Here is a 24,641-nt window from a genome sequence, read left to right as displayed (position 1 = left end):
CGAGTCTATCGGGCCGGGGTGCCGCGTACTCGTCTGCCGCTCCCCGCCGCCCCGGACGCTCACACGGGCAGCAGGCTGGATACGACCGCCGTGAGCTGCTCGACGTTGCGGCACTCGTGCATCGGCACGTACTGGGAGTACAACTTGGCGGCCGAGTCGCCGGTCCCCCACTGCCGCCGTGGTTCCGGGTTCAGCCAGTGGGTGTGTCCGACCCGCTCGCTGACGAACTCCAGCGCCTCGACCGCGGGATCGCGGTAGTTGTTGCGGCCATCCCCCAGGATGAGCAGCGAACCCGTCCTCGTCAGCGTATGGGCGTACCGGTCGGCGAATCCCTCGAGAGCGTGCCCGTAGTCGGAGTGCCCGTCATAGGTGATGATCTCGGCCTCGCGCACCATCCTGCTCATCGCCGTGCCGAGGTCGGAACCCGATTCGAAGAACGAGGTCACCTCGTCGGTGGTGTCGACGAAGGCGAAGACACGCACCCGGGAGAACTGCTCGCGGAGCGAGTGCACCAGCTGGAGGGTGAAGTGGCTGAAACCAGCGACCGACCCGGACACGTCGCACAGCACCACCAGCTCGGGGCGGGCCGGGCGTGGCTTGCGCAGAACCAGCTCGACCGGGACCCCTCCCGTGGACATCGACCGACGCATGGTCTTGCGCATGTCGATAGCACCGTGCCGGTGGCGGCGCCGCCGCGCGGCCAGGCGACTCCCGAGCTGGCGCGCCAGTGGCCCGACCCTCCGACGGAGCGCCTGCAGATCCTGGTCGTTGGCGCGCAGGAAGTCGACCTGCTCGGCCGCCGGGCCGACCGCGTACTGGGCCACCCGATCCCGCCCCACGGTCTCAGCGGTGCGGCGACGCGTCTCGTCGGCGACCTCGCGCAGGAAGCCACGCACCAGGTCCGCCGCGGCGTTGGCGGCCGCGCTCTTCTCCGCGTGCCGCTTGGAACCGTCGGGGTCGAAGGGATCCGCGCCGAGCAGCCCGTCGAGGATCCTCTGCATGATCGAGTTCGTGTCCAGCGGGCTCAATGCCTGGTAGGCGGAGTAGCGCGGGCCGTTCACCGAGTCGTACGAGCCCAGCTGTTCCACGAGGAGTTCGGCGAGCGCCCGGGCCTTGGCGCGCGACTCGTCGGTGTCCTCGAGAAGCAGCGAGGCGATGAGCTCGTCGAGGGCGTCGGGATCCACCTTGCCGTCATCGTCGGTCGGGATCTCCACCTCGAGCGTCACCGCGTCGCCCGCGGCGTGACCCCCGACGGCGGTCGGGAACCACAGATCGAAGAGCTGGTCGAACACCCCGCGGTGCGTGGGCTTGTGCAGGATCGTCGAGGCCAGCGCCTCGCGCAGAGCGGCGCGGTCGAGCAGGTCGACGTGCACCATCGCCGAGGCCGCGTCGACCGCCTCGCTGGGCCCGACAGGGATGCCCTTGCGGCGCAGTGCGTCGACGAAGTCGACGAGGTGGCCGGACAGACCGCCCGGACTCTTCTGGGTCATCGCCCCCGCCCCCCGATCATCTCGAGCGTCCGCACGCTAGTTCAGCCGCAGCTCGGCGGCCGCACGCAGCTGGTCGGACTGGTGCTTGAGGACCACGCCGAGGGTCTGCAGGACGGTCTCGTCGTCGATCGTGTCCAGGCCCAGCGCCACGAGCGTGCGGCCCCAGTCGATCGTCTCCGACACGCTCGGCACCTTCTTCAGCGCCATGGCGCGCAGCACCCCCACGACGCGCACGAGCTGTTCGGCCAGCCGGTCGTCCAGCTCGGGAACCCGGGACGCGAGGATCTTTCGCTCGAGCTCCGGCGTCGGGAAGTCCAGGTGCAGGTAGAGGCAGCGACGCTTGAGCGCCTCGGACAGCTCGCGGGCGGCGTTGGAGGTCAGCACGGCGAAGGGCCGGCGGGTCGCCTCGATCGTCCCCAGCTCGGGGATGGTCACCGCGAAGTCACTGAGCACCTCCAGCAGCAGGCCCTCGATCTCGATGTCCGCCTTGTCCACCTCGTCGACCAGCAGCACGGTGGGCTCACTGCGCCGGATCGCGGTGAGCAGCGGTCGCGACAGGAGGAATTCCTCGGAGAACACGTCATCGCGCGTGGAATCCCAGCCCTCGCCCTGCCCGGCCTGTATCCGCAGGATCTGCTTGGCGTGGTTCCATTCGTAGAGCGCACGGGCCTCGTCGACGCCCTCGTAGCACTGCAGCCGGATGAGTTCGGCCTCGGTGGCGGCGGCGACGGCCTTGGCCAGCTCCGTCTTGCCGACGCCCGCCGGGCCCTCGATGAGCAGCGGCTTGCCCAGCCGGTCGGCGAGGTAGACGACCGTCGCGGTCGACCGGTCGGCCAGGTACCCCTGCTCGCCGAGGGCGTCGATGACGTGGTCGATGCTCTCGAACGCAGGTCGTTGTCCGGTGCGGGCTCGGTCCATGGGGCGGGTCCTCTCGGTGGGGTGATCTGGTGCGAACCGCGCGGGTGCGGCCTGCTCGGGCGCGGGTGCCTTACGGCCGCACGTGCCCCTTGCCGTGGGCGATCCACTTCGTGCTGGTGAGCTCCTCGAGCCCCATGGGGCCGCGGGCGTGGAGCTTCTGCGTGGAGATACCGATCTCGGCCCCGAAGCCGAACATCTCCCCGTCGGTCCAGGCGGTGGAGGCGTTGACCATCACCGCCGCCGCGTCGACGCGGGCGCAGAACTCGTCGGCCACGTCGATGCTGCGGGTGGAGATGGCCTCGGTGTGGCCCGACGACCAGCGGGCGATGTGCTCGATCGCCTCCTCGACGCCGTCGACGACCTTGAGGGCGATGTCCATGCTGAGGTACTCCTCGCCCCAGTCAACGTCATCGGCGGGGACGAGGCCCTCGCGGTCCCCGTGAACGGTGACCCCGGCCGTTCGGAGGGCGCCGACGACGCGGTCCACGGCGGCGTCGCCCAGGGCGGCGTCGAGCAGCACCGTCTCGGTGGCGTTGCAGACGCTGCAGCGGCGGGTCTTGCCGTTGAGCAGGAGGCTGATCGCCTCGTCGAGGTCGGCGTCCCCGTGGATGTAGAGGTGGCAGTTGCCGGTGCCGGTCTCGATGGCGGGGACCTTGGAGTTCTCCACCACGGCCTGGATGAGGCCCGCGCCTCCCCGGGGGATCACGACGTCGACGAGGCCGCGCGCCTGGATGAGGTGGGTGACCGACGAGCGGTCCTCCGAGGGGAGCAGTTGCGCGGCGTCGACGGGCAGGTCGTGCTCGGCGAGCACCCCGCGCAGCACCTCGACGAGCGCCTCATTGGAGTTGCGTGCCGAGCGGGAGCCGCGGAGGAGCGCCGCGTTGCCCGACTTGAAGGCCAGACCGAACGCGTCGACGGTCACGTTGGGACGCCCTTCGTAGATCATCCCCACTACGCCCAGCGGCACGCGGACCTGACGGAGCTGGAGTCCGTTGGGCCGGGTCGACCCGCGGGTGACGGTCCCAATCGGGTCCGCCAGACCGGCGACCTGACGCAGGCCGCCGGCAATGCCCTCGATTCGGTCGCCGGTCAGGCGGAGCCGGTCGAGCATGGCCTCTCCGGTACCGGCCTCGATCTGCTCGGCGATGTCCGCCGCGTTGGCCTCGAGGATCGTCGACTCCGCCGCCACGAGAGCATCGGCCGCGGCGAGCAGCATCGCGTTCTTCCGGTCGGCAGTCAGCAGCGCCAGCTCGCGCGAGGCGGCGCGGGCACGACGGGCGGCGCCGTGGACGGCGTCGCGCACCGGGTCTGCGGCCGGCCGATCAGCGTCCGTCTGGCCGGCGAGGTCGGGGGCGTCGACGTGGCTGGTGGTCATGCGGGCCAGCTTACCGATCGGTGGCTCGCCGACGGCGCAGGTGACAGCGTGACCGGACGCTCGCGGGGGGATCGCGAGTCGGCTGGCCAGCCGGGGGCCCGGGCACGCAGCGCCCGACCCGGCCAGGTCACCTGCCAACTGTGAGGAGGTCACGCCGCCCTCGCCGGAATCCCGGGTGGGATCCATCGGGGCATACCGGGGCGTGCCGGGTCCGGGACCGTGCGCCACTGGCCGGGCCCGTCACCGATCCACCCGTGGTGGACAGGACACACCAGCGCCAGGTTCGACACCGTCGTGGGACCGCCCCGCGACCAGTCCGTCACGTGGTGGCCCTGACACTGTGCCGCCGGCTGCTCGCACCCCGGATGGGTACACCCACCGTGCGCGGCATACAGCACCAGCCGCTGCATCGCCGAGGCCAACCGACGATCCCGACCCCGGTCCACATCGATTCGGCGCAGCTCCTCGCGCCCGTCGCGCAGTGCTGACAGAAACCAGGAGCGTCGTCCCGCCAACGACACCGCCTGCCCGGCGCTCAGCTGCACCCCGCCGTCCGTGTCGACCAGCCCGCCGGGCTCACCGGCCTCCACCGCGTCGATGTGCTCCGGCGTCAGGCGCACCACGATCGCCGCCACCCCTCGGCTCGCCCCCGGCTCCACCGCCAAGCCCAGAGCCAGCACGTGGCACAGCGCGTCATAGGCCCGCTGGCCCGCAGTACGCGTGTCGTCCGCGGCCAACGCCTCCGGGCCGGCCTGCCCACCAGACTCCGGATCCGCCGGTGCGGCGATGCACTGACCCGGGCCGCCGAACCGGGCGATCACCGCCGCGAGCAGCGCTTGCAGGCGCGGCTCGGCCGTGATCCCCATGCTCGCCAGCCCATCCAGACCCGGCCGGTGCGCCCGCAACTCCCGCCGCTTCTGCTGCATCTCCTCCAGCCGCTCCAACCGGCCCGGATCCGCCTTGGCCAACTCCCTCGCCGCCGCCGCGGTCAGTGCCCGCACGCTGGCCCCCGCCTGCGCCAACCCCGTCAGATGGCGGGAGAAATCCTCCCGCGCCTCATCGGGGGCACCCTCGGGCAGTTCGGCGACCGCCTCACCGATCGCCCGCTCCTGCCCGGCGGTGATCCGTCCCCGTCGATGCGCCTCCATCGCGGGAGATCCTTGACGGCGCCCGGCGTCGATCCGGGCCCGGCACTGCCCCGCCGTCAACCCCAGATCCCTGCCCAGCGACGTCGCCGCCGAAGACACCGACCGGCCCGCACGTTCCGCGCGGCCGGCCGCCTCCGCAGCCCCCGCAGCACTGATGGCCTCTACACGCCGGGACACCTCCTCCAGCCGCCGCAACACCACAGGCAACTCCGACTCGGACACCTCCGACCAGCACACCGACGCGAGCTGCTCAACGCTCGTCGTCGTCGACTCCACCAGGTCCGAGATCATGTCCCCATCCTACCGCCGCTATCACACATGTGTTCGAACACCAGGTCCCGGTTCAATAACCCCATTAGGCTATCTACCTGCCGCGATGTGCTGGACGATGCCGGACGGAGCCGAGCACCTCGCCGGGCGGCAGGTCCCACTGGCACCTTTCGATGCAGCCGCCCGAAGTGACCACTTTCGCCTCTCGAGAGCCGGGGGCGCCGCTTCTTACCGTGAACGCACTCGCCGCCACCGCGCGAGCACCTCACCGAAGCAGCCGGTCATGACCGTCGCCGAAACCCCCAGCGAAACCCCCACCGACACCGCCACCGCCATCACGCGTCGGCAGCGGCCGCGGCCGCTGGACTTCATCCGCCGCCACCCGTTGCCGACGTTCTTCGTCCTCGCCAACCTGCTCAGCTGGATCGCCTGGACGCCCTACGTCCTCTCCGAGACCGCGCTCGGCGTCCTGCCCGTGACGCTCAACTCGATCGTCGGCGTCCTCCCCGGCGCGTACCTCGGCCCGATCTCCTCGGCCTTCCTCATCACCGCCGTCACCGAGGGGCGCGCCGGGGTGCGCAGCTGGGTCGGGCGACTACTGCGCTGGCGGGTCCCGGGGCGGTGGTACGCGGTGGCGCTGCTCGGGGTGCCGGGCGGGATGCTGCTCACGGGCTTCGCGTTCTCCGGCGGCGAGATCCACGCGCCGTCGCTCATGGCGCTGAGCATGTACGTGCCGCTCCTGCTCTTCCAGTTCGTCACCACGGGGCTCGCGGAGGAGCCGCGCTGGCTTGACTTCGCGCTACCCCGGTTGCAGGACCGGTTCAGCCCGCTGGCCGCGTCGATGATCCTGGGGCCGATCTGGGCGCTGTGGCACGTCCCGCTGTTCTTCACCGCATGGGGCGGCTATCCGGACGCGAGCTGGACCCGCGCGACGTCGTTCCTGCTGTTCTGCCTCGGCTTCAACCTGGTCATGACCTGGATCTTCACGAGCGCCGCCGGGAGCAGCCAGGGTCCCGTGGTCGACGCGCGCACCTGCACGGGCCCCTACGCACGTACGAGTACCGCGACCATGAAGCCGCTGTCGTCGTCGAAGGGCCGCAGATCCCAGGTCGACCACCGCTGCTCGACCCGCAGTCCGGCTCGCTCGGCGTCGAGGTCGAACTCCTCCCGCGTCCAACCGCGGTCGAGCCCGAATCCCACGACGAGCCTGCCGGGTCGTCCGTCGGTGGACTCCGACGCCGGCGCCAGGCGGGCGGCGAGGTTGGCCAGGACGGCTCCGCGGTCGGCCGGGTCGACGAAGGCGAGGACGTTGCCGGCCGACACCGCCAGGTCGAAGGGGCCGGCGGCCCAGCCGTCGACGGCGAGGTCGGCGACCTCCCAGGTGGCGTCGGGGCACTGTTCGCGCGCCCGGTCGACGAGGTAGGGGTCGATGTCGACGCCGGTGACGCGGTGGCCGCGGGCGTGGAGGTAGACGCCCATCCGTCCCTGGCCGCAGCCCACGTCGAGGATGCGCGCGCCGCGCGGCGCCATGGCGTCGGCGAGCCGCGCCTCGCCGTCGATGTCGACGCCCTCGGCGATCATGTCATCCCAGCGCCGCGCGTATCGCCGCGAGTGCTCGGGGTCGGCCTCCACGATCTTCTTCCATGTCTGCGCCATGCGGTCCAGTATGGCCGCCGCGGTGCGGCGCTGCCGAGGGCGGTGACGACGACGAGGACGTGGTCCGCGCGGCCGGCGGGCGGGCCGGGTCAGGAGCCCAGTCGGCGCAGGAGTCGGAAGGTGGTCATGTCGGCGCCCCTGGTCTGGTTCACGAGGGTGGCCGCCGCGACCCCGCCGAGGTGGTCGACGACGGCGATCGACCGGAACCCGCCCGTCCCGCCGTTGTGCCAGAGCACCCCGGACCCGGCCCGGTGCCACCCGAGACCCATCTGCGTGGGCCCGCCCGGTGGGGTCGCGTGGGTGAGCCGGATGGCGTCGGCCAGGGCGGTGCGCGACGGGTCGAGCTGCGCGGCGAGGTAGCGCGTGAGGTCGGCGGCCGTGGATCGCAGTGCGCCTGCGCCGGGGATGCCGGGCAGGGGCCAGGGGTCGGCCGGGCGCCCGCGGCTGCGGTGACCCACCGCGGAGCGGCACCGCTGCTCCTCGGTGAGCAGGTCGTCGGTGACCGTGTCGGGCATTCCGAGCGGCGCGCAGATCCGGTCGCGGACGAGCGTGCCGAAGTCGGTGCCGGTCGCGGTGGTCAGCGCGATGCCGAGAAGCCCGGCGTCGAGGTTCGAGTACGACGGTTTACCGTGCCCCGGGGCGCGGCGGAGTCGGACGCCGCCGAGGCCGTCCAGCACGGCCTGCTCGGTGAGGTCGGCGTACGGGTCCGTGCCGCGGCGCAGGTAGGAGAGGTTCTCGCGGAGGCCGATACGGGAGGGCGACCGCGGGAGCCCGGCGGTGTGGGTCGCCAGATGCTGGAGGGTGATCTGCCGTCCGTCGTGGTCCGGGACGTCGACGCCGGTGGGGAGCAGGTCGCGGACGGGGGTATCGAGTCGCCACCGGCCGCACACGACACCGTCGGCGAGCAGCAGGGCGGTGAAGGTCTTGGTGATGGAGCCGATCTCGAACAGCGTGTGGTCGTCGGGGACCTCTCCCCGACCAGTGTCACCGCGCGCGGCGACGTGAGTGTCCCCGGGCGGCCCGGCGGCGACGATCACCCCCACCCGCCGGTGTGCCAGCTGCTCCGCCGCCTGCTCGACCTGTCCCGCTATGCCCCGCCCGTCGCTCGTCACGGCCACCAGTTAACGCCGGTCGGGGTCGGCGCCGCACCCTCGTGTCGTAGTGGTGGTGCACGATGGGCCCATGACCTCGCCGGCGGACCGTCCCCATCCCGACAGCCCGACCGCAGCGGATCCCGCGTCCCTGCGGGCGCGCGCCGACGAGCTGCTCGGGGCCCTCGCGGGCCCGGGTGCGCGACTGCGCGAGGACCAGTGGACGGCGATCGAGGCGCTGGTGGCCGACCGTCGGCGCGCACTGGTGGTCCAACGCACCGGCTGGGGCAAGTCCGCGGTGTACTTCATCGCCGCGCGGCTGCTCCGCGAGCTCGGCTCCGGTCCCACGGTGATCGTCTCGCCGCTGTTGGCGCTCATGCGCAACCAGGTCGAGGCGGCGGCCCGGGCCGGGGTGCGGGCGGCGACCATCAACTCGGCCAACATGACCGAGTGGGACGAGGTGCGCGCGTCCGTCCGGGCCGGCGAGGTGGACGTGCTGTTGGTGAGCCCCGAGCGGCTGAACAACCCGGATTTCCGCGACACCGTGCTGCCGGCGCTCGCGGCGGACGCCGGGCTGGTCGTGGTCGACGAGGCCCACTGCGTCTCCGACTGGGGGCACGATTTCCGGCCCGACTACCGCCGGATCCGCACCCTCCTCGCCGACCTGCCGGAGGGGGTGCCGGTCCTTGCCACCACGGCCACGGCCAACGACCGCGTGGTGCGCGACGTCGCCCAGCAGCTCGGCGTCGGCGTGAGCGGCCTCGCGGAGCAGGCTCCGGCCGCTGACGACTCCGCCGCCACGGACACCCTCGTCCTCCGCGGCGGGCTGGACCGTGAGTCGCTCCGACTGTCGGTGGTGGCGATCGACGACTCCGAGACGCGCGCGGCGTGGCTGGTGGAGAATCTCGACGCGCTGCCCGGCAGCGGGATCGTCTACTGCCTCACCGTCGCCGCCGCCGAGGACATGTCCGAGCTGCTCACCTCGGCCGGGCACCGCGTCAGCGCGTACACGGGGCGTACCGACTCCGGCGAGCGGGAGGAACTCGAGCGCGCCCTCCTGGACAACGAGGTCAAGGCGCTGGTCGCCACCTCCGCGCTGGGTATGGGTTTCGATAAGCCGGACCTGGGCTTCGTCGTCCACCTGGGGGCGCCGCCCTCCCCCATCTCCTACTACCAGCAGATCGGCCGCGCAGGGCGCGCGGCCGACAGAGCCGAGGTCGTCCTGCTCCCGGGGCCGGAGGACCGCGCGATCTGGAACCACTTCGCGTCGCTGGCCTTCCCGCCGGAGGACGTCGTGCGGCGGGTCCTCGACGCGCTGGAGCCCGACCGTCCGCAGTCGACGCAGGCTCTGGAGCCGGCCGTGGATCTCGGCCGGACGCGGCTGGAGATGGTGCTCAAGGTCCTCGACGTGGACGGCGCGGTCCAACGGGTGCGCGGCGGCTGGGTCTCCACCGGGCGGCCGTGGCACTACGACGCCGAGCGCTACGCGGGTCTGGCGGAGGCGCGGCAGGCCGAGCAGCAGGCGATGATCGCCTACGAGCGCACCGACTCCTGCCGCATGGAGTTCCTGCGCGCGCAGCTCGACGACCCCACCCTCGACCCGGCGTCGCCCGGTTGCGGGCGCTGCGACAACTGCACCGGCGAGCGCCGCACCTCGGACGTCGATTCCGGCGCGCTGACCCGGGCCCGCGAGGCGCTGGAGCGGCCCGGCGTGGTACTGCCGCCCCGCCGGCAGTGGCCCACGGGCCTGGCCAAGCTCGACGTGCCGCTCAAGGGCAAGATCACCGACGGTCCCGCCGAGGGCCGGGCCCTCGCGCGTCTCACCGACCTCGGTCTGGGACAGAAGCTGCGGGCGCTGCTCGCCGAGCCCGATCAGGACGCGCCCGAGTGGCTGGCCCGCGCCTGCGTGCCGGTCCTGCGCGAGTGGGGCTGGACCGAGCGGCCCACCGGGGTCGTCGCCCTGGTCACCGGGGAGCACCCGCAGCTCGTCGGGGGCCTCGCCGACGCGCTGGCGCGGATGGGGCGCATGGAGCCGCTCGGCGAGCTCACCCGCGACCCGGCGCTGCCGCCGGTGACCGCGCAGAACTCGGCCTACCGCGTGGCGCAGCTATGGGGCACGTTCTCCGGCCCTGCCACGCCCCCGAACGGGCCGGTCCTGCTGGTCACCGACGTGCTCGGCACGGGCTGGACGGTCACCGAGGCGGCGCGCCACCTGCGGGAGTCCGGGGCCTCCGCGGTCCTGCCCCTGGCCGTCGTCACCGCGGGTTAGGCGACCGCCGGTGGTCGACAGGGTGGGCGCCGGCATGGAATCGTCGAAGCATGGTCACTTCGACGAGACTGTCTCCTACGGCTCGGCCGGACTCCTCCACGACCCGGTCTGACCAGTCATGAGCGTCCTGACGGTGGCCGCCCTGGCGCTAGGTTTCGTGCTGCTCATCGGCGGCGGTGAAGTGCTGGTGCGGGGCGCTGGCGGTCTGGCCGCCGTTTTCAAGATCTCCCCGCTGGTGGTGGGACTCACCGTTGTCGCGTTCGCCACCTCGGCGCCGGAACTCGCGGTGAGCGTCGATGCCGCGCTGAGTGGATACCCGGGATTGGCCGTCGGCAACGTCGTGGGCAGCAATATCGCGAACATTCTGCTCATCCTGGGGATGACCGCGATCGTCGCCCCTCTCGTGGCGACGTCCCGGATCGTGCGAGTCGACATCCCCATCATGGTGCTGTTCTCTCTGGTCGTGCTTCTGGTGGCTCTCGACGGCACGATCAGCTTCCTCGACGGTCTGCTGCTGTTCGCCGGCCTCGTGACCTATACGACCGCGACGATCGTCATCGCGCGCAAACAGGATGGAGACCGCGCCACCGAGGCATTGGACGCCCCGGCCGGTGACAGCGCGGGCGAGACGACGCCTACCGGCGGCGACACCTCGCACCCGGTCCTCCTCAACAGCGCTCTCGTGATCGCCGGGGTGGCGCTGCTCGTGATCGGGGCACGGCTACTCGTCACCGCGGCCAGTGATCTCGCGTCGGCCTGGGGGATGAGTGACCTGGTCATCGGTCTCACGGTGGTGGCCATCGGCACCTCCCTCCCGGAACTCGCCACGAGCCTCGTGGCGGCGATCCGCGGCGAACGCGACCTCGCCATCGGCAACATCGTCGGAAGCAACATGTTCAACATCGGCGCGGTTCTCGGAATGACCTCGCTCATCACGCCGATCGGGGTCGCCCAAGGGGCCATCCGCTTCGACCTGCCGATCATGCTCGCCGTCTCGATGGCTCTGCTTCCGATCGCCTTCACCGGGATGGCGATCAAGCGGTGGGAGGGACTGCTCTTCGCGGGGTTCTACGCCGCGTACGTCGCCTACGTGGTGCTGCAGGCCGCCGACCACGACGCGTTGGATCCGTTCAGCGCCGCCATGCTCTGGTTCGTCATCCCCGTCACCGCGCTGTGGCTGATCGTATTGGCCACCTACGAACTCGGTGTCCGGCGGGGACGCGGTCAGGCCCGCGGCCGGCCCGTCGCGAGAGACGACGGCGGCCGCGAGGGCGGTTGAGGGGAGGCGGCCCCGCATCGGCCGCCGGACGGCTCAGACCTCCCGCGCCATCGCCCGGCCGGCCCTCAGGCCGGAGAAGATGCACCCGCCGAGGAACGTGCCCTCGAGCGAGTTGTAGCCGTGGACGCCGCCACCGCCGAATCCCGCGACCTCGCCGGCGGCGTACAGCCCCGGGAACGGCTCGCCGGCGGGAGTGAGGCACTGCGAGTCGAGCGTCGTCTCGATCCCGCCGAGGGTCTTGCGCGTCATGAGGTGCGCCTTCACCGCGATCAGCGGGCCACCCGAGCCGGCGGCCGAGCCCTTGCCCGGGCCGGAGTCGGCGAGCAGGCGGTGCGGCTTGGCCAGGCGGGTGAGCTTGTCGGTGAGCACGCGCCGCGAGTTGTGGATCGCCTGCACCTGGGCGTCCTTGGCGAACGGATTGTCCATCTGCCCGTCCATCGCCAGGACGAACTCCCGCACCTTCTCCACGTCCAGCTCCGGCTCGCCATCCCGCAGCAGCGAGTTCATGCCGGCGACCATCTCCTCGAGCGTGTCCGCCACCACCCAGTCGACGCCCTTCTCGGTGAAGTCGGCGATCGACGGGGGAAGGCCGCTGCCCGCCTTGGACGCGAACTTCCGGATGCTCTTGTCGGTCAGCTCGGGGTTCTGCTCGGAGCCGGAGAGGATGAACTCCTTGCCGGCGATCGCCGAGTCGAGGATGAACCACGAGTAGTCCTGGCCGGCTCGGCGGATCGCCTCGATGGACGCCGTGGTGTGGAAGCCCGGGAACAACGGCACGGGCATCCGGTCGCCGTTCGCGTCGAGCCACAGGGTGGACGGTCCCGGGATGATGCGGATCGCGTGCGAGGGCCACACGGGCGCGAAGTGGGCCACGCCCTCGGTGTAGTGCCACATGCGGTCCCGGTTGATGAGGTTCGCACCGGACCGTGCGGAGATCTCCAGCACCCGCCCGTCCACGTGCTCGGGCACACCCACGATGAGGTCCTTCGGCACGTCGCCGAGCCGGTCGGCGGGCCAGTACTTCCGCACCAGGTCGGGGTTGCCGCCGATGCCCCCGGAGGCCAGCAGCACGGCCTTCGCCCGGAACTCGAACTCCCCGGTCTCCTCCCGGGGGGACGCGACGCCGCGGTCGTAGTCGCAGGGCGCCAGTGTCGCGCCCCGCACGCCCACGGCGCGGCCGTCCTCCACCACGATCTCGTCCACCCGGTGGCGCACCGCGAAGCGGACCAGGCCGGCGCGGGCGGCATCGCGGACGGGTTCCTCGAAGACGCGGACCACCTCGGGCCCGGTCCCCCACGCCACGTGGAAGCGAGGGACGGAGTTGCCGTGCCCGTTCACGTCGCCGCCGCCACGCTCGGCCCAGCCGACGGTGGGGATGATCCGCAACCCCAGGTCGTGCAGGTACCGCCGCTTCTCCCCCGCGGCGAACTCGACGTACGCACGCGCCCACTGCCGTGGCCAGTGGTCCTCGGGGCGGTCGAACGCGGCCGAGCCGAGCCAGTCCCGCCACGCGAGTTCGAGCGAGTCCTTGATGCCGATCCGCCGCTGCTCCGGGGTGTCCACGAGGAAGAGCCCGCCGAGGGACCAGAACGCCTGCCCGCCGAGGTTCTTCTCGCTCTCCTGGTCCACCACCAGCACCTTCTTGCCCGCGCGCGTCGCCTCGTAGGTCGCCACGAGGCCGGCCAGGCCGTGCCCCACCACGATGACGTCCGGGGCGAAGCCCGGCTCGGGCGCGGGCAGAGGTCCGGCGTTGGCGGCGCGGGACGTCGACGGCGGCTGCCACGACGGGTAGACGGGGCGGACGGGCCGGGCCTCGCCGGTGGTGCGTGCGGAACGGGACGCGGAACTGGTCATGGGTCCAGTGTGCCCGGTCACTCCAGCAGGTGGCGCAGGTATCGCTCGGGCGCGTCGAGGTAACGCCGGTAGTGGTCGACCATCGCCAGGTCCTCCCATCGCGCCCGGTGCATCCCCTCGTCGGAGAGCTCGTACACCGCGGCGCCGGGGACCGAGGCGAGGATCGGCGAGTGGGTCGCCATGAGCACCTGCGCGCCGTGTCGGTCGGCCAGTTCGAGCAGCAGCGCCACCAGTCGGAGCTGCGCGTCGAACGACAGGCCCGCCTCCGGTTCGTCCAGGACGAACAGGCCGCCGCCGTCGAACCGGGAGGTGGTGAGGATGTCCCAGAACGCCTCGCCGTGGCTGCGCGAGTGAAAATCCCGCTCGGGGCCCGAGGACTGCAGGTAGGTGAACATGCCGTGCATGGTCTCGGCGCGCAGGAAGTAGCCCCACCGGGACGCGGCTCCCCCGCGGACCAGGCGCAGGTCCGAGTTCAAGGGCGACTCCGACCGCCATGTGACGTCCCGGCCGTGGACGGACCCGCCCTCGGCTCCCAGACCGAACGCCATGGCGACGGCCTCGACGACCGTCGACTTGCCGGCGCCGTTCTCGCCGACCAGCACGGTGAGATCGTCCAGCTCGAGCCCGTCGCGCAGGAGCTGCGCGACCGCCGGGATCGAGTACGGCCACGGGGACTCCTCCGCCCCGGGCCCGACCACCGCGGCCGCCACCTCGGGGTCGGCGGTCACGCGGACCACGGGGCGCGGGTCCAGGACACGGTCTCGGCTCACCCGGCCACGGTACCGTTGCCCTCATGCGGATCCACCAGATGAACTGCGGGACGTTCGCGGGTCTGGCCCCCACGCGCGTGCTGCTGCTCGAGGCGCCGGGCGGTCTCGTGTTGGTGGACTCGGGGATCGGGTCGGCGGACATCGCCGACCCGGCCGGTCGCCTCGGCGCCGCGCGCCACGTCCTGCGCCCGGCGCTGCGCGAGCGCGAGACGGCGGTCCGCCGCATCGAGGCCATGGGCCTGGATCCGCGGGACGTGCGGCACATCGTGCTCACCCACCTGGATCTCGACCACATCGGCGGCCTCGCCGACTTCCCCGACGCGCAGGTGCACGTCTCGGCGCAGGCCCTCACGTGGGCGGTGCGCACGCCGCGCTTCCTGGAGCGTCGGCGGTACCGCCGCCGCCAGTGGGCGCACGGACCGCGCTTCACCGAGTACTCGTTCGGCACCGACCGGTGGGAGGGCTTCCGGGTGCACCCCCTGGACCATGTCGCCGAGGGGATGCTGCTCGTGGACCTGCCGGGTCACGCCGTCGGGCACGGGGGGGTGTTCGTGCCGGGGCGCGGCGGGGGCCCGTCCGCGCCCGGAGACGGCGGTGTCGACGACGACAAGGACGTCCTCCACGCCGGTGATGCCTTCTACCACCGGGGCCAGGTCGGCTCGGCGGGCCGGGTGCCGGCGTGGGTCCCGGTCGCCGAACGCGCCATGGCCCTGGAGCCGGCCGCGGTCACGGTCACTCACGCCCGACTCGCCGGGTTGGCCGCTCGCCGCGCCGACACCCTGGACGTGGTGTGCGCGCACGACCCCTCGGGACCCGGGGGCCTGTAGATGGTCCGCGTCCGCGACACCGCCTGGACACCGGCCGAGCGCACCCGGCCGGACGCCGACCTGCCCGAGCGCGCCGACGCCCTGGCGGACCTGATGCGCGGCCGCCGCGCTGTCGTCCTCACCGGCGCGGGCATTTCCACGCCCTCGGGCATCCCCGACTACCGCGGGCCCGACTCACCGGGTCGCACGCCGATGACCTACCAGCAGTTCGTCGGTGACCCCGCGTTCCGCCGTCACTACTGGGCCCGCAACCACCTGGGCTGGCGGCACATGGAGGCCGCCCGCCCCAATGCCGCGCACCTGCTGCTCGCCGAGTGGGAACGGCGCGGCACCGTCACGGGCGTCATCACGCAGAACGTGGACCTGCTGCACCTCAAGGCCGGCAGCCGGCGGCTGGTCGACCTGCACGGAACCTACGCGGTGGTCACGTGCCTCGACTGCGGGCTCCGCCAGAGCCGGTGGGCCCTGCACGAGCAGCTGGACCGGCTCAACCCCGGCTTCGCCGAACGCGTCGCGACCCGCGGTGCGATCGAGGTCGCGCCGGACGCCGACGCCGTCCTCACCGACACCGCCGACTTCCGGATGGTGGACTGCCCGCGCTGCTCCTGGGTGCTCAAGCCCGACATCGTCTACTTCGGCGAGAACGTCCCCGCGCACCGCGTGCAGGAGGCCAACTCCCTGGTGGACGGGTCCGACCTCGTCGTCGTCGTCGGCTCGTCACTCACGGTGCGCTCCGGCTACCGGTTCGTGCGGCGCGCGGTGACCACCGGTACGCCCGTCGCGGTGGTCAACCGCGGCCGCACCCGCGCGCACGACGAGGCCACCCTCACGATCGACGGCGACTGCGTCGAGGTCCTCACCCGCGTCGACCGGGCGCTGGGCGCGTAGACCGCGGGCGACGGCCAGCACCGCCCGCCCGGACCCCGGGGTGCGGTCGCTGTGCGGGCCGCCACAGGCGCACACTGGAACCATGAGCACAGATCTGAGCCCCGCCGCCGCGCTGGACCGACTCCTCACCGGCAACCGTCGCTACGTCGACGGCGCCAGCCTCCACGCACACCAGGATCCCGCCCGCCGCGCCGAGCTCACAGGCGAGCAGCACCCGTTCGGCATGGTCTTCGGCTGCGCCGACTCGCGCGTGCCCGCCGAGGTCGTGTTCGACCAGGGCCTGGGTGACCTGTTCGTCATCCGCAACGCCGGCCACATCGTCGACCCCTCCGTCCTGGGCTCGATCGAGTTCGGCGTCGACGTGCTCGGCATCCCGCTGACCCTCGTGCTGGGGCACACCTCGTGCGGCGCGGTCGGCGCCACCATCACCGCGGTCGACTCCCACTCGACCCCGTCGGGCTACCTGCGCGACGTGGTCGAGCGCATCGCCCCGGCCGTGTTCGAGGCGCGGCGCGACCCGGATGCCGGGTACGACGACGTGGTGATCGAGAACGTCCGGCAGACGGTCACCGCGATCCGCGAGAAGTCCGCGGCCGTCGACCGCGCGATCACCGAGGGCCGCACGGCGATCGTCGGCGCGATCTACAACCTCGAGGCGGGGACCGTCACACCGGTCCACACCGAGGGCGCGGTCAACGGGGGCTGATCCCTCCGCGGCGCGCGCGGACCGGCGGCCCGGCTCGCGGCGGCTCGGCAGCCCGGCGCGGTGGGGTCCGCGCTCAGACGGCGACGAGATCGTCCGCGTGCACCAGCGGCCGCCCCTGGCCGGCGGCGCCCGTCCCGGACTGCCGCTCGGCGAGCCGGGATCGGACCTCGATCGAGTCGTACTGCGCGATGCCCCGGGCCACGACCCGCCCGTCGGAGTCGTGGAGCTCGATGACGTCGCCGAAGTGGAACAGCCCGTCAACGCCCGTGACCCCGGCGAGCAGCAGCGACCGACGCGAGCCCGTCACCGCGCGCACGGCGCCGTCGTCGAGCAGCACCGCGCCCCGCGCATCGGCGGCATGGCGGACCCAGAAACGGCGGGCGGTCATCCGCTCGGGGCGGGCCGCGAAGACCGTCCCCACGGTCGGCTCGGCGGCGAGCGCCTCGGCCGCCCGCTCCGCGGAGGTGAGCAGGACCGGGATCCCCGCGTCGGCGGCCAGGCGGGCGGCCGCGAGCTTGGAGGCCATGCCGCCGGTCCCGAGCGATCCCCCGGCGCCGGCCACCACGCCGTCGAGGTCCCCCTCGCCGCCGACCATCGTCACCGCGGTCGCATCGCCCTTGCGGGGGTCGGAGTCGTAGAGGGCGTCGACGTCCGAGAGCAGGATGAGCGCGTCGGCGCTGATGAGGTGGGCGACCAGGGCCGCCAGCCGGTCGTTGTCGCCGAAGCGGATCTCGTTGGTCGCGACGGTGTCGTTCTCGTTGATGACCGGCACCGCCCGCAGGGTGCGCAGGCGGTCGAGGGTGCGTTGCGCGTTGGCGGCGCTGTCCCGGCGGCCGATGTCGGCGGCGGTGAGCAGCACCTGTCCCACCACCCGGTCGTAGCGGGCGAACGAGTCACCCCACGCGCGCGCCAGTTCGAGTTGCCCGACGCTCGCGGCGGCCTGCTTGGCCGACAATGTGGCGGGCCGGGTGGTCATGCCCAACGGGGCCATCCCGGCGCCGATCGCGCCCGAGGACACCACGAACACGTCCGATCCGCCGGTCATGCGCGTCTGGCAGACGTCCGCCAGGGTGTCGAGTTCGGCGCGCCGGATCCCGCCGTGGAAGCTGGTGATCGCGGACGAACCGATCTTGACCACCACGCGGCGGGCCGTGCCGATGCGACGGCGCAGCTCGCGCTCGGTGGTCACTCCAGGATCTCCTCGTCCGGGTCGATGAGGCCGCGGCGCACGCGCTTGCGGTACTTGCGCTCGGCGGCGCCCACACGCTCGTCGGACTCGAGTCGGATGTCCGTGCCGCGGCCGGTGCGCATGAGGTCGACGCCGGCCGGGGTCTGCGGCTCCCACTCGAACGAGACGTCGCCGATCGTGACCGTGCAGCCCTCCTCGGCGCCGGCCTTGATGAGCGCGTCCTCCACGCCGATCCGGGCGAGGCGGTCGGCGAGGAAGCCCACGGCCTCGTCGTTCTCGAAGTCGGTCTGACGGATCCACCGCTCGGGCTTGGTGCCGGTGACGACGAAGTCGCCGGGAGAGGCGGGGTCGGGGCGGACGTCGAACTCGCCCGCGTCCACGGCCTTGGGCCGGATGACGATCCGCTCGGGCGCGGCGGGCGGGTTGGCCTTCCGGTGAGCCTTCACCAGCTCGTAGAGCCCGAAGCGGAGTTCGTCGAGGCCCTTGTGGGCGACCGCGGAGATGGCGTACACGGGCCACCCCCGGGCCTCGAACTGCTCGCGGACCATCTCGGCCATGTCGGCCGCGGCGGGGACGTCGATCTTGTTGAGCACCACCACGCGGGGCCGGTCGGACAGGTCGCCGATCCCGGCGTCGGACAGTTCTGACCGGTACGCGGCGAGCTCCGCCTCGAGGGCGTCCACGTCGGAGACAGGGTCGCGGTCGGACTCAAGGTTGGCGCAGTCGACGACGTGGGCCAGGACGGCGGTGCGTTCGATGTGGCGTAGGAAGTCCAGGCCGAGACCGCGGCCCTCGCTGGCACCGGGGATGAGGCCGGGTACATCGGCGATCGTGAAGGTGTCGTCGCCGACCGAGACCACCCCTAGGTTGGGCACCAGGGTCGTGAACGGGTAGTCGGCGATCTTGGGCTTGGCCGCGGAGAGCACCGAGACGAGGGAGGACTTGCCGGCGGACGGGAAGCCCACGAGTCCGACGTCGGCCATCGACTTGAGCTCGAGCGTGACGTCGCGGACCTCGCCGGGCTCGCCCAGCAGGGCGAAGCCGGGCGCCTTACGCGCACGGGACGCCAGGGCCGCGTTGCCGAGACCGCCCTTTCCGCCCTCGGCTGCGACGAACCGGGTGCCGGCGCCGACGAGGTCCGCGAGGACCTCACCGTTCTCGTCCAGCACGACCGTGCCGGGCGGGACCGGGAGCACGAGGTCGGCGCCCTGGGCGCCGTTGCGGTGGGAACCCATGCCGGGCTGGCCCTTGCCGGCGCGGGCGTGGGGCCGGAAGTGGAAGTCGAGCAGGGTGTGGACCTGCGGGTCCACGACGAGCACGACGTCACCGCCGTCGCCGCCGTTGCCGCCGTCGGGGCCGCCGAGCGGTTTGAACTTCTCGCGGTGCACGGAGGTGCAGCCGCGGCCGCCGTCCCCCGCCGCGAGGTGGAGGACGACGCGGTCGACGAATCTCGACATGGTGGGGACTCCTCCTGGTGACGGACGACGGTGGATCGGGTGGTGCTGCCGCAAATACTCTCGGGGGCCGGGTGTGGGGTCGATCAGACCCCGCCCGGCCCCCGAGGGCGATTCACGTGTGGTTCGGTCGGCTGGGAGGCTCAGGCCTCGGCGCCGGCCGGCACGATGTTCACGGTCTTGCGGCCGCGCTTGGTGCCGAACTCCACCGCACCGGCGGAGAGGGCGAACAGGGTGTCGTCGCCGCCGCGGCCGACGTTCACGCCCGGGTGGAACTTGGTGCCGCGCTGGCGCACCAGGATCTCGCCGGCGTTGACCTCCTGGCCACCGAAGCGCTTGACGCCGAGACGCTGCGCGTTGGAGTCACGACCGTTACGGGTGCTGGACGCGCCCTTCTTGCTTGCCATGTCCGAGTCCCTCCTTCAGGGAGCACGCCCGAGGGCGCTGAGCTGGTGGCCTTGGCGGCCGGTGACGGATTACTTGATACCGGTGATCTTGACGACCGTCAGCTTCTGACGGTGGCCCTGACGCTTGTGGTACCCGGTCTTGTTCTTGAACTTGTGGATCCGGATCTTCGGACCCTTGGTCTGCTCGACGATCTCGCCGGAGACGGTGACCTTGGCCAGGGCGTCGGCGTCGGAGGTGACGGCCGAGCCGTCCACCACGAGGATCGGGGACAGCGACACGGAGGTTCCGGCCTCGCCCTCGATCTTCTCGACCTTGACCTGGTCCCCTTCGGCGACCTTGTACTGCTTGCCGCCGGTCTTGACGATCGCGTACATCGAGGGCTTCCCCTTGCTTCTCGGGTGTGCGGCCGCCGGGGCGACCGCACCTGGTGTGCGGTGTTCTCTCATGCTCGCCGGCTCACGCCGGTCGGAGGTCGTCGGCCACGCCGGTCCGTGTGGACCGGGCCCGCGACTCCTCGCGCGGCGACATAGCGCCGCGACGAGCGACCTGTCAAGGTTACGGTCCGGCGGCGCAGCAGGTCAAACCGACCGTGCCGCCGGACACGCGGCCCGGTCTCTCAGTCGCTCGTGGGAGCCGTCGTCGACCGGGTCGCGCGTCGCCTCGCGGGGCGCCTGCGCGGCTCGGCGACCACGGCGGTCGGCGTCTGCGCGAGCGGCGCGGCCTCGACCCCGGCCGGGGGTTCGACCGATGCCGCCGGAGCCGCAGGGATCTCCGTGGCGGCCGTGGCGGCGCCGGCCGCGCTCGTGGCCGCCGCGGAGTCCGCTGTGGCGGCACCCGCCTCGCGACGGGTCGACCGGCGACGGGGCCGCCGGCCGGACGTGGCACCGGTGGTCGCCGCGTCGGCGGACGTGGCGTCGGCGGACGTGCTGGCTGAGGCCCCACCCCCCGACGTCGCGGACTCGACCTCGTCCACGATCTCCTCCGCCTCGGCCACCGTTGCGGACTCGGCCTGTGGCGTCTCGACGACCTCCTTCGCGGCGGAGTCCGCGGCGGCGGTCTCCGGGGCTGGAGCGTTGCTCGCCGCCCGTCGCGACGCGCGGCGCCGACGCGCGGGCCGGGTGACCCCGGCGGCGTCGGCGGAGTCCGCCACCCCCGCCTCGGGGGCCGCTGCGGGAGCGGTCTCGCCCTCGTCCGCAGCAGAGGTCGCCACCGCCGTCGTCGCCGCGTCCGCCGCCGACGGGGCCGCGGCCTCTGCCGCCGACGGGGCCGCGGCCTCTGCCGCCGACGTCGCCGCCGGGGCATCGGACTCGTCTGTACCGGCCTCGGCCGGCGGGGCGGCCACCACGACGGGCGCGGCGGCCTCGGCGGCTTCGACGGTCTTCGAATCCGCCGAATCGGTCCCGCCGGCGCCGGCCTCGGCGTTCTGCCGGGCGATCGCCAGCGCGGCCGGGTGCGCGGCCGGCGCGGGGCCGTCCTTGCGCGGTGCCTGCTTGGGCGAGGCGCTGTCGGACTCGCCGTTGCCCTTACCGTTGCCGTTGCCGCCACGACGACGGCCGCGCTTGGCGCCCGGCTCGTCGGCGTTGTGCGACTCGGTGTGGAGGGGGTCGGCGTGGACGATCAGACCGCGACCCTGGCAGTGCTCACACGGCGTGGAGAACGCCTCGACCAGACCGGTGCCCAGCTTCTTCCGGGTGAGCTGGACAAGGCCGAGCGAGGTGACCTCGGAGACCTGATGGCGGGTGCGGTCGCGGCCGAGGGCCTCGGTGAGGCGGCGCAGCACGAGGTCGCGGTTCGCCTCGAGGACCATGTCGATGAAGTCGATGATCACCATGCCGCCCACGTCCCGCAGGCGCAGCTGGCGGACGATCTCCTCGGCGGCCTCGAGGTTGTTCTTGGTGACGGTCTCCTCGAGGTTGCCGCCGGAGCCGGTGTACTTGCCGGTGTTGACGTCGATGACGGTCATGGCCTCGGTGCGGTCGATCACCAGGGAGCCACCGGAGGGCAGCCACACCTTGCGGTCGAGCGCCTTGGCCAGCTGCTCGTCGACCCGGTGGGTGGCGAACACGTCCACGTCGGGGTTGTCGTGGCGTTCGAGCCGGTCGACCATCTCGGGCGCCACACGTGAGACGTAGCCGTGGACCGTGTTCCAGGACGTCTCGCCCTGGATGACGAGCTTGGAGAAGTCCTCGTTGAACAGGTCGCGGACGACCTTGACCAGCAGATCGGGCTCCTCGTACAGCGCGACGGGCGTGCCGGAACCGGACTCGGTGCGCTTGGCGGCCGCCTCGGAGATCTCGGTCCACTGCGCGGCGAGCCGCTCGACGTCGCGACCGATCTCCTCGGCGCTGACGCCCTCGGCCGCGGTGCGGATGATGACGCCGGAGCCCTCGGGGACGACCTCCTTGAGGATCCCCTTCAGGCGGCGCCGCTCGGTGTCGGGCAGCTTGCGCGAGATGCCGGTGGAGTTGCCGTCGGGGACGTAGACGAGGAACCGGCCGGCCAGCGAGATCTGGGTCGACAAGCGGGCGCCCTTCTGCCCGACGGGGTCCTTGGTCACCTGGACCAACACCATGTCGCCGGACTTGAGGGCCTGCTCGATCCGCCGGGCCTTTCCGCCGAGGCCGGCGGCCTCCCAGTTGACCTCGCCGGCGTAGAGCACGCCGTTGCGGCCGCGTCCGATGTCGACGAACGCCGCCTCCATGCTGGGCAGGACGTTCTGCACGCGGCCGAGGTAGACGTTGCCGACCATCGAGCGGGCGGACTCGGTGGTGACGAAGTGCTCGACGAGCACCTTGTCCTCGAGGACGCCGACCTGGGTCATGAGGCCCTTGCCGTCGGTGCGCTGCTTCTCGCGGACCACCATGACGCGGTCCACGGCCTCGCGGCGGGCGAGGAATTCGGCCTCGGACAGGATCGGCTGGCGGCGACGGCCGGCCTCACGGCCGTCGCGTCGACGCTGGCGCTTGGCCTCGAGTCGGGTCGAGCCGGTGATGCCCTGGACCTCGTCGGAGGACGTGCCGGAGCCCTGTCCCGCGCGCCCGGTGCGGCGGCGTGGGTCGCGCTCGTGAACCTCGGTGTGGGGCGGGTCGTCGCTGGAGGTCTGGGCGTCGTCGGCGCCGGAACCCCCACCACGACGACGACGACGGCGACGCCTCCTCGAGCCCGACGGGGCGCCCGAGGAGTCGTCGGACTCGTCCGCGTCGTCGTCTCCGGACTCGTCCTGCCCGTCGGCGTCGTCGGCCGTCCGGTCCGCGGCGTCGTCGGAGCGGTCGCGGCCGGTCCCGCGGGCGGCCGTCGCGGCGTCGTCGGACGCGTCTGCGCCGTCGGCGTCTCCGGAGGACGCCGTGGCGGCGGCGGTGCGGTCGTCGGCGTCGTTGGCGTCGTCACCGGTCGCGTCGTCGGATCCGGCGGCACCCGCGTCCGGACCGGAGGTGGTGTCCTGGCCGTTCTGCTCGTCGCCGCCCTCACCGCGCCCGCGGCCGCGGCCCCGACGGCCACGCCGACGACGACGGGTTCCGCCCTCACCGGAGTCGGACTGTTCGGTGGAATCGGGCTGGGCAGTGGGGTCGGACCGCGTGGCCGAGTCGGACGGCGCCGTGGAGTCCGACTTCGCTGCCGAGTCGGACCTCTCGGTGGCCGCGGCGGTGTCCTCGGGAGAGAGGAACAGGGGGGAGAACGAGGGGGTCGCGGTGGAGCGACGGCGGCGGTTCCCGGGCTCGGCGGCGCCGACCTCGCCGGTGACGATCGCGATTTCCGGCAGCGGCGGCCGGTTCCTCGCGTCGGTCTTCCCACCCCCGGTGCGGGCGGCATCCGAGCGGGTGTCCTCGGCCGGGACGTTGTCGTCGGCGGTCCTCGCGGCGCTCTTCTCCGCCGCGGTGGCCTTCTCGGCGGTCTTCTCGGCGGTGGTCTTGCGCGCCGGGCTCTTCCGGGCGGGCGCCTTCCGGGCGGATCGGGTATCGGCCGTCTCCCCCTCGGCGGGGGCCACGTCCACTCCCGTCGCCTCGGCGGCGTCCTCGCGCGCTGGGGCTTTCTTCGCCGCGGCCTTCTTCGCGGCGGTCTTGCGGGCCGGGGCCTTCTTCGCGGCTGGAGCCTCCGCCGCGTCGGAACGGCTGTTGAACCAGGTCAGCAGCATGTCGCGGGTCACGCCGGACTGGGCGCTCTTGATCTCCACCCCGATCCCGGCCATGGCGGCCAGGAACTCCTTGCTGGTCATGCCCACGGCCTTGGCCGCGGCGTGCGCGCGCATCCTCTCGGGCAGCGCGGCGAGGTCGTCGATGGTCAGGTTCGGATCCGACACGTGTCTCCTCCGGCCGGACTCCGGGCGCGATCACGTCACCGGGAAACCGGTGACCCACGCCGCCGCACGGGGTCGGGCGTCTTCTGGTCTCGGCCCCGCCGTGGCGGGGCAACGTCTTGTGGTCCGCGGTACCGGGACGAACCGGGCCGCGGGTGGCGGGCGCCCGTTCCGGGGCGGACTGGTGGTCCACTCGCCAGGATGGGCTTCGACCATTCTCCCACACCGGGCGCGGGCACGTCGCCGTCCGGGCACCACGAAATGGCGACGCGCCCGTCGGGCCGGGGGCCGACGGGCGCGTGGGCAGCGTTGGCGCTGCAGGGGCGACGGGAACTACAGAGCAGGGAACCAGAGCGCGATCTCGCGCGCCGCCGACTCCTCGGAGTCCGAACCGTGGACGAGGTTCAGCTGGGTCTCGAGGCCGAAGTCGCCGCGGATGGAGCCCGGGGCAGCCTTCTCGACGGGATCGGTGCCACCCGCGAGTTGCCGCCACGCCGCGATCGCGCGGGGCCCCTCGAGGACGCCGGCGACGACGGGACCGGAGGTGATGAACTCGAGCAGGTCGCCGTAGAACGGACGCTCGGCGTGCTCCGCGTAGTGCTCGGCCGCGGTCTCCCGCGGCACCCGCCGCATGTCCATGGCCACGATCCTGAGTCCCTTGGCCTCGATACGGGACAGGATGGTGCCGGTCAGGCTGCGCTCGACTCCGTCGGGCTTGATGAGGAAGAAGGTTCTCTCGGTCACGGCGGCAATGC

Annotated in this window: 20 protein-coding genes and 1 pseudogene; 6 read left to right on the top strand and 15 right to left on the bottom strand. The window is 72.7% G+C overall.

The window, feature by feature from the left end:
• Positions 1 to 59: 59 nt before the first annotated feature.
• The 5 genes from DCI01S_RS06690 to DCI01S_RS17720 form a co-directional block, all read right to left on the bottom strand.
• Positions 60 to 1,490, bottom strand: a complete 1,431-nt coding sequence (locus DCI01S_RS06690; protein ID WP_061228492.1) for a vWA domain-containing protein — start codon at positions 1,488 to 1,490, stop codon at positions 60 to 62.
• Between the two features lie 36 nt (positions 1,491 to 1,526).
• Positions 1,527 to 2,408, bottom strand: a complete 882-nt coding sequence (locus DCI01S_RS06685) for an AAA family ATPase (RefSeq protein ID WP_007626940.1) — start codon at positions 2,406 to 2,408, stop codon at positions 1,527 to 1,529.
• A 70-nt stretch (positions 2,409 to 2,478) separates the two neighbouring features.
• Positions 2,479 to 3,783: a glutamate-5-semialdehyde dehydrogenase gene (locus DCI01S_RS06680; protein ID WP_106386471.1), complete on the bottom strand. Its 1,305-nt coding sequence runs from the start codon at positions 3,781 to 3,783 to the stop codon at positions 2,479 to 2,481.
• Positions 3,784 to 3,932: 149 nt separating this feature from the next.
• Positions 3,933 to 5,222 (bottom strand): HNH endonuclease signature motif containing protein, encoded by a 1,290-nt coding sequence (locus DCI01S_RS06675; RefSeq protein WP_061228491.1) that lies wholly within the window; start codon positions 5,220 to 5,222, stop codon positions 3,933 to 3,935.
• A 417-nt stretch (positions 5,223 to 5,639) separates the two neighbouring features.
• Positions 5,640 to 5,915, bottom strand: coding sequence for a hypothetical protein (locus DCI01S_RS17720; protein WP_218001313.1), 276 nt, complete (start codon positions 5,913 to 5,915; stop codon positions 5,640 to 5,642).
• On the opposite strand from DCI01S_RS17720, the pseudogene DCI01S_RS18140 reads away from it, so the two are divergent.
• Positions 5,860 to 6,180, top strand: a pseudogene (locus DCI01S_RS18140) (CPBP family glutamic-type intramembrane protease); the annotation flags it as partial. The gene DCI01S_RS17720 and the pseudogene DCI01S_RS18140 sit on opposite strands and share 56 nt — an antisense overlap.
• Before the next feature lie 65 nt (positions 6,181 to 6,245).
• On the opposite strand, the gene DCI01S_RS06665 reads toward DCI01S_RS18140, so the two are convergent.
• Together DCI01S_RS06665 and DCI01S_RS06660 are read right to left on the bottom strand one after the other, a co-directional pair.
• Positions 6,246 to 6,857, bottom strand: a complete 612-nt coding sequence (locus DCI01S_RS06665; protein ID WP_061228489.1) for a class I SAM-dependent DNA methyltransferase — start codon at positions 6,855 to 6,857, stop codon at positions 6,246 to 6,248.
• 89 nt (positions 6,858 to 6,946) lie between these two features.
• Positions 6,947 to 7,969 carry a serine hydrolase domain-containing protein gene (locus DCI01S_RS06660; RefSeq protein WP_167349549.1) on the bottom strand — a complete coding sequence of 341 codons (1,023 nt, stop codon included), beginning with the start codon at positions 7,967 to 7,969 and terminating at the stop codon, positions 6,947 to 6,949.
• Between the two features lie 70 nt (positions 7,970 to 8,039).
• Here DCI01S_RS06660 and DCI01S_RS06655 point away from each other — a divergent pair, with 70 nt between their 5' ends.
• Together DCI01S_RS06655 and DCI01S_RS06650 are read left to right on the top strand one after the other, a co-directional pair.
• Entirely contained in the window at positions 8,040 to 10,217 is a 2,178-nt protein-coding gene (locus DCI01S_RS06655; RefSeq protein WP_061228487.1) for a RecQ family ATP-dependent DNA helicase, read from the top strand.
• 118 nt (positions 10,218 to 10,335) lie between these two features.
• Positions 10,336 to 11,496, top strand: a complete 1,161-nt coding sequence (locus DCI01S_RS06650) for a calcium/sodium antiporter (protein WP_061228486.1) — start codon at positions 10,336 to 10,338, stop codon at positions 11,494 to 11,496.
• 33 nt (positions 11,497 to 11,529) lie between these two features.
• Here the strand turns inward: DCI01S_RS06650 and DCI01S_RS06645 are convergent, their stop codons facing one another.
• Both DCI01S_RS06645 and DCI01S_RS06640 read right to left on the bottom strand, forming a co-directional pair.
• Positions 11,530 to 13,350 carry an FAD-binding dehydrogenase gene (locus DCI01S_RS06645; protein ID WP_156482551.1) on the bottom strand — a complete coding sequence of 607 codons (1,821 nt, stop codon included), beginning with the start codon at positions 13,348 to 13,350 and terminating at the stop codon, positions 11,530 to 11,532.
• A gap of 17 nt (positions 13,351 to 13,367) precedes the next feature.
• On the bottom strand, positions 13,368 to 14,120 hold the full coding sequence (locus tag DCI01S_RS06640) for an AAA family ATPase (RefSeq protein ID WP_244881668.1): 753 nt from the start codon (positions 14,118 to 14,120) through the stop codon (positions 13,368 to 13,370).
• 23 nt (positions 14,121 to 14,143) lie between these two features.
• On the opposite strand from DCI01S_RS06640, the gene DCI01S_RS06635 reads away from it, so the two are divergent.
• From DCI01S_RS06635 to DCI01S_RS06625, 3 genes are all read left to right on the top strand, one after another.
• Positions 14,144 to 14,947, top strand: coding sequence for an MBL fold metallo-hydrolase (locus tag DCI01S_RS06635; protein WP_061228484.1), 804 nt, complete (start codon positions 14,144 to 14,146; stop codon positions 14,945 to 14,947).
• Positions 14,948 to 15,835 (top strand): Sir2 family NAD-dependent protein deacetylase, encoded by an 888-nt coding sequence (locus tag DCI01S_RS06630; RefSeq protein ID WP_174521535.1) that lies wholly within the window; start codon positions 14,948 to 14,950, stop codon positions 15,833 to 15,835.
• An 82-nt stretch (positions 15,836 to 15,917) separates the two neighbouring features.
• Positions 15,918 to 16,541 (top strand): carbonic anhydrase, encoded by a 624-nt coding sequence (locus tag DCI01S_RS06625; RefSeq protein WP_061228483.1) that lies wholly within the window; start codon positions 15,918 to 15,920, stop codon positions 16,539 to 16,541.
• A 73-nt stretch (positions 16,542 to 16,614) separates the two neighbouring features.
• On the opposite strand, the gene proB is transcribed toward DCI01S_RS06625, so the two are convergent.
• The 6 genes from proB to ndk all read right to left on the bottom strand — a co-directional run bounded on the left by proB (position 16,615) and on the right by ndk (position 24,630).
• Positions 16,615 to 17,730, bottom strand: a complete 1,116-nt coding sequence (proB, locus tag DCI01S_RS06620; RefSeq protein ID WP_061228482.1) for a glutamate 5-kinase — start codon at positions 17,728 to 17,730, stop codon at positions 16,615 to 16,617.
• Positions 17,727 to 19,187 (bottom strand): GTPase ObgE, encoded by a 1,461-nt coding sequence (gene obgE, locus DCI01S_RS06615; protein ID WP_061228481.1) that lies wholly within the window; start codon positions 19,185 to 19,187, stop codon positions 17,727 to 17,729. Before obgE ends, proB begins: the two co-directional genes overlap by 4 nt.
• A gap of 140 nt (positions 19,188 to 19,327) precedes the next feature.
• On the bottom strand, positions 19,328 to 19,591 hold the full coding sequence (gene rpmA, locus DCI01S_RS06610) for a 50S ribosomal protein L27 (protein ID WP_007626965.1): 264 nt from the start codon (positions 19,589 to 19,591) through the stop codon (positions 19,328 to 19,330).
• Positions 19,592 to 19,660: 69 nt separating this feature from the next.
• Entirely contained in the window at positions 19,661 to 19,966 is a 306-nt protein-coding gene (gene rplU, locus DCI01S_RS06605) for a 50S ribosomal protein L21 (RefSeq protein WP_007626967.1), read from the bottom strand.
• A 242-nt stretch (positions 19,967 to 20,208) separates the two neighbouring features.
• Positions 20,209 to 23,889, bottom strand: a complete 3,681-nt coding sequence (locus DCI01S_RS06600) for an Rne/Rng family ribonuclease (RefSeq protein ID WP_061228480.1) — start codon at positions 23,887 to 23,889, stop codon at positions 20,209 to 20,211.
• Between the two features lie 330 nt (positions 23,890 to 24,219).
• Positions 24,220 to 24,630, bottom strand: coding sequence for a nucleoside-diphosphate kinase (gene ndk / locus DCI01S_RS06595; protein ID WP_061228479.1), 411 nt, complete (start codon positions 24,628 to 24,630; stop codon positions 24,220 to 24,222).
• Positions 24,631 to 24,641 lie beyond the last annotated feature (11 nt).

It is taken from the genome of Dietzia cinnamea NBRC 102147, from assembly GCF_001571065.1.
GTDB lineage: Bacteria > Actinomycetota > Actinomycetes > Mycobacteriales > Mycobacteriaceae > Dietzia > Dietzia cinnamea.
This window is presented reverse-complemented; position numbering and strand designations above follow the sequence as displayed.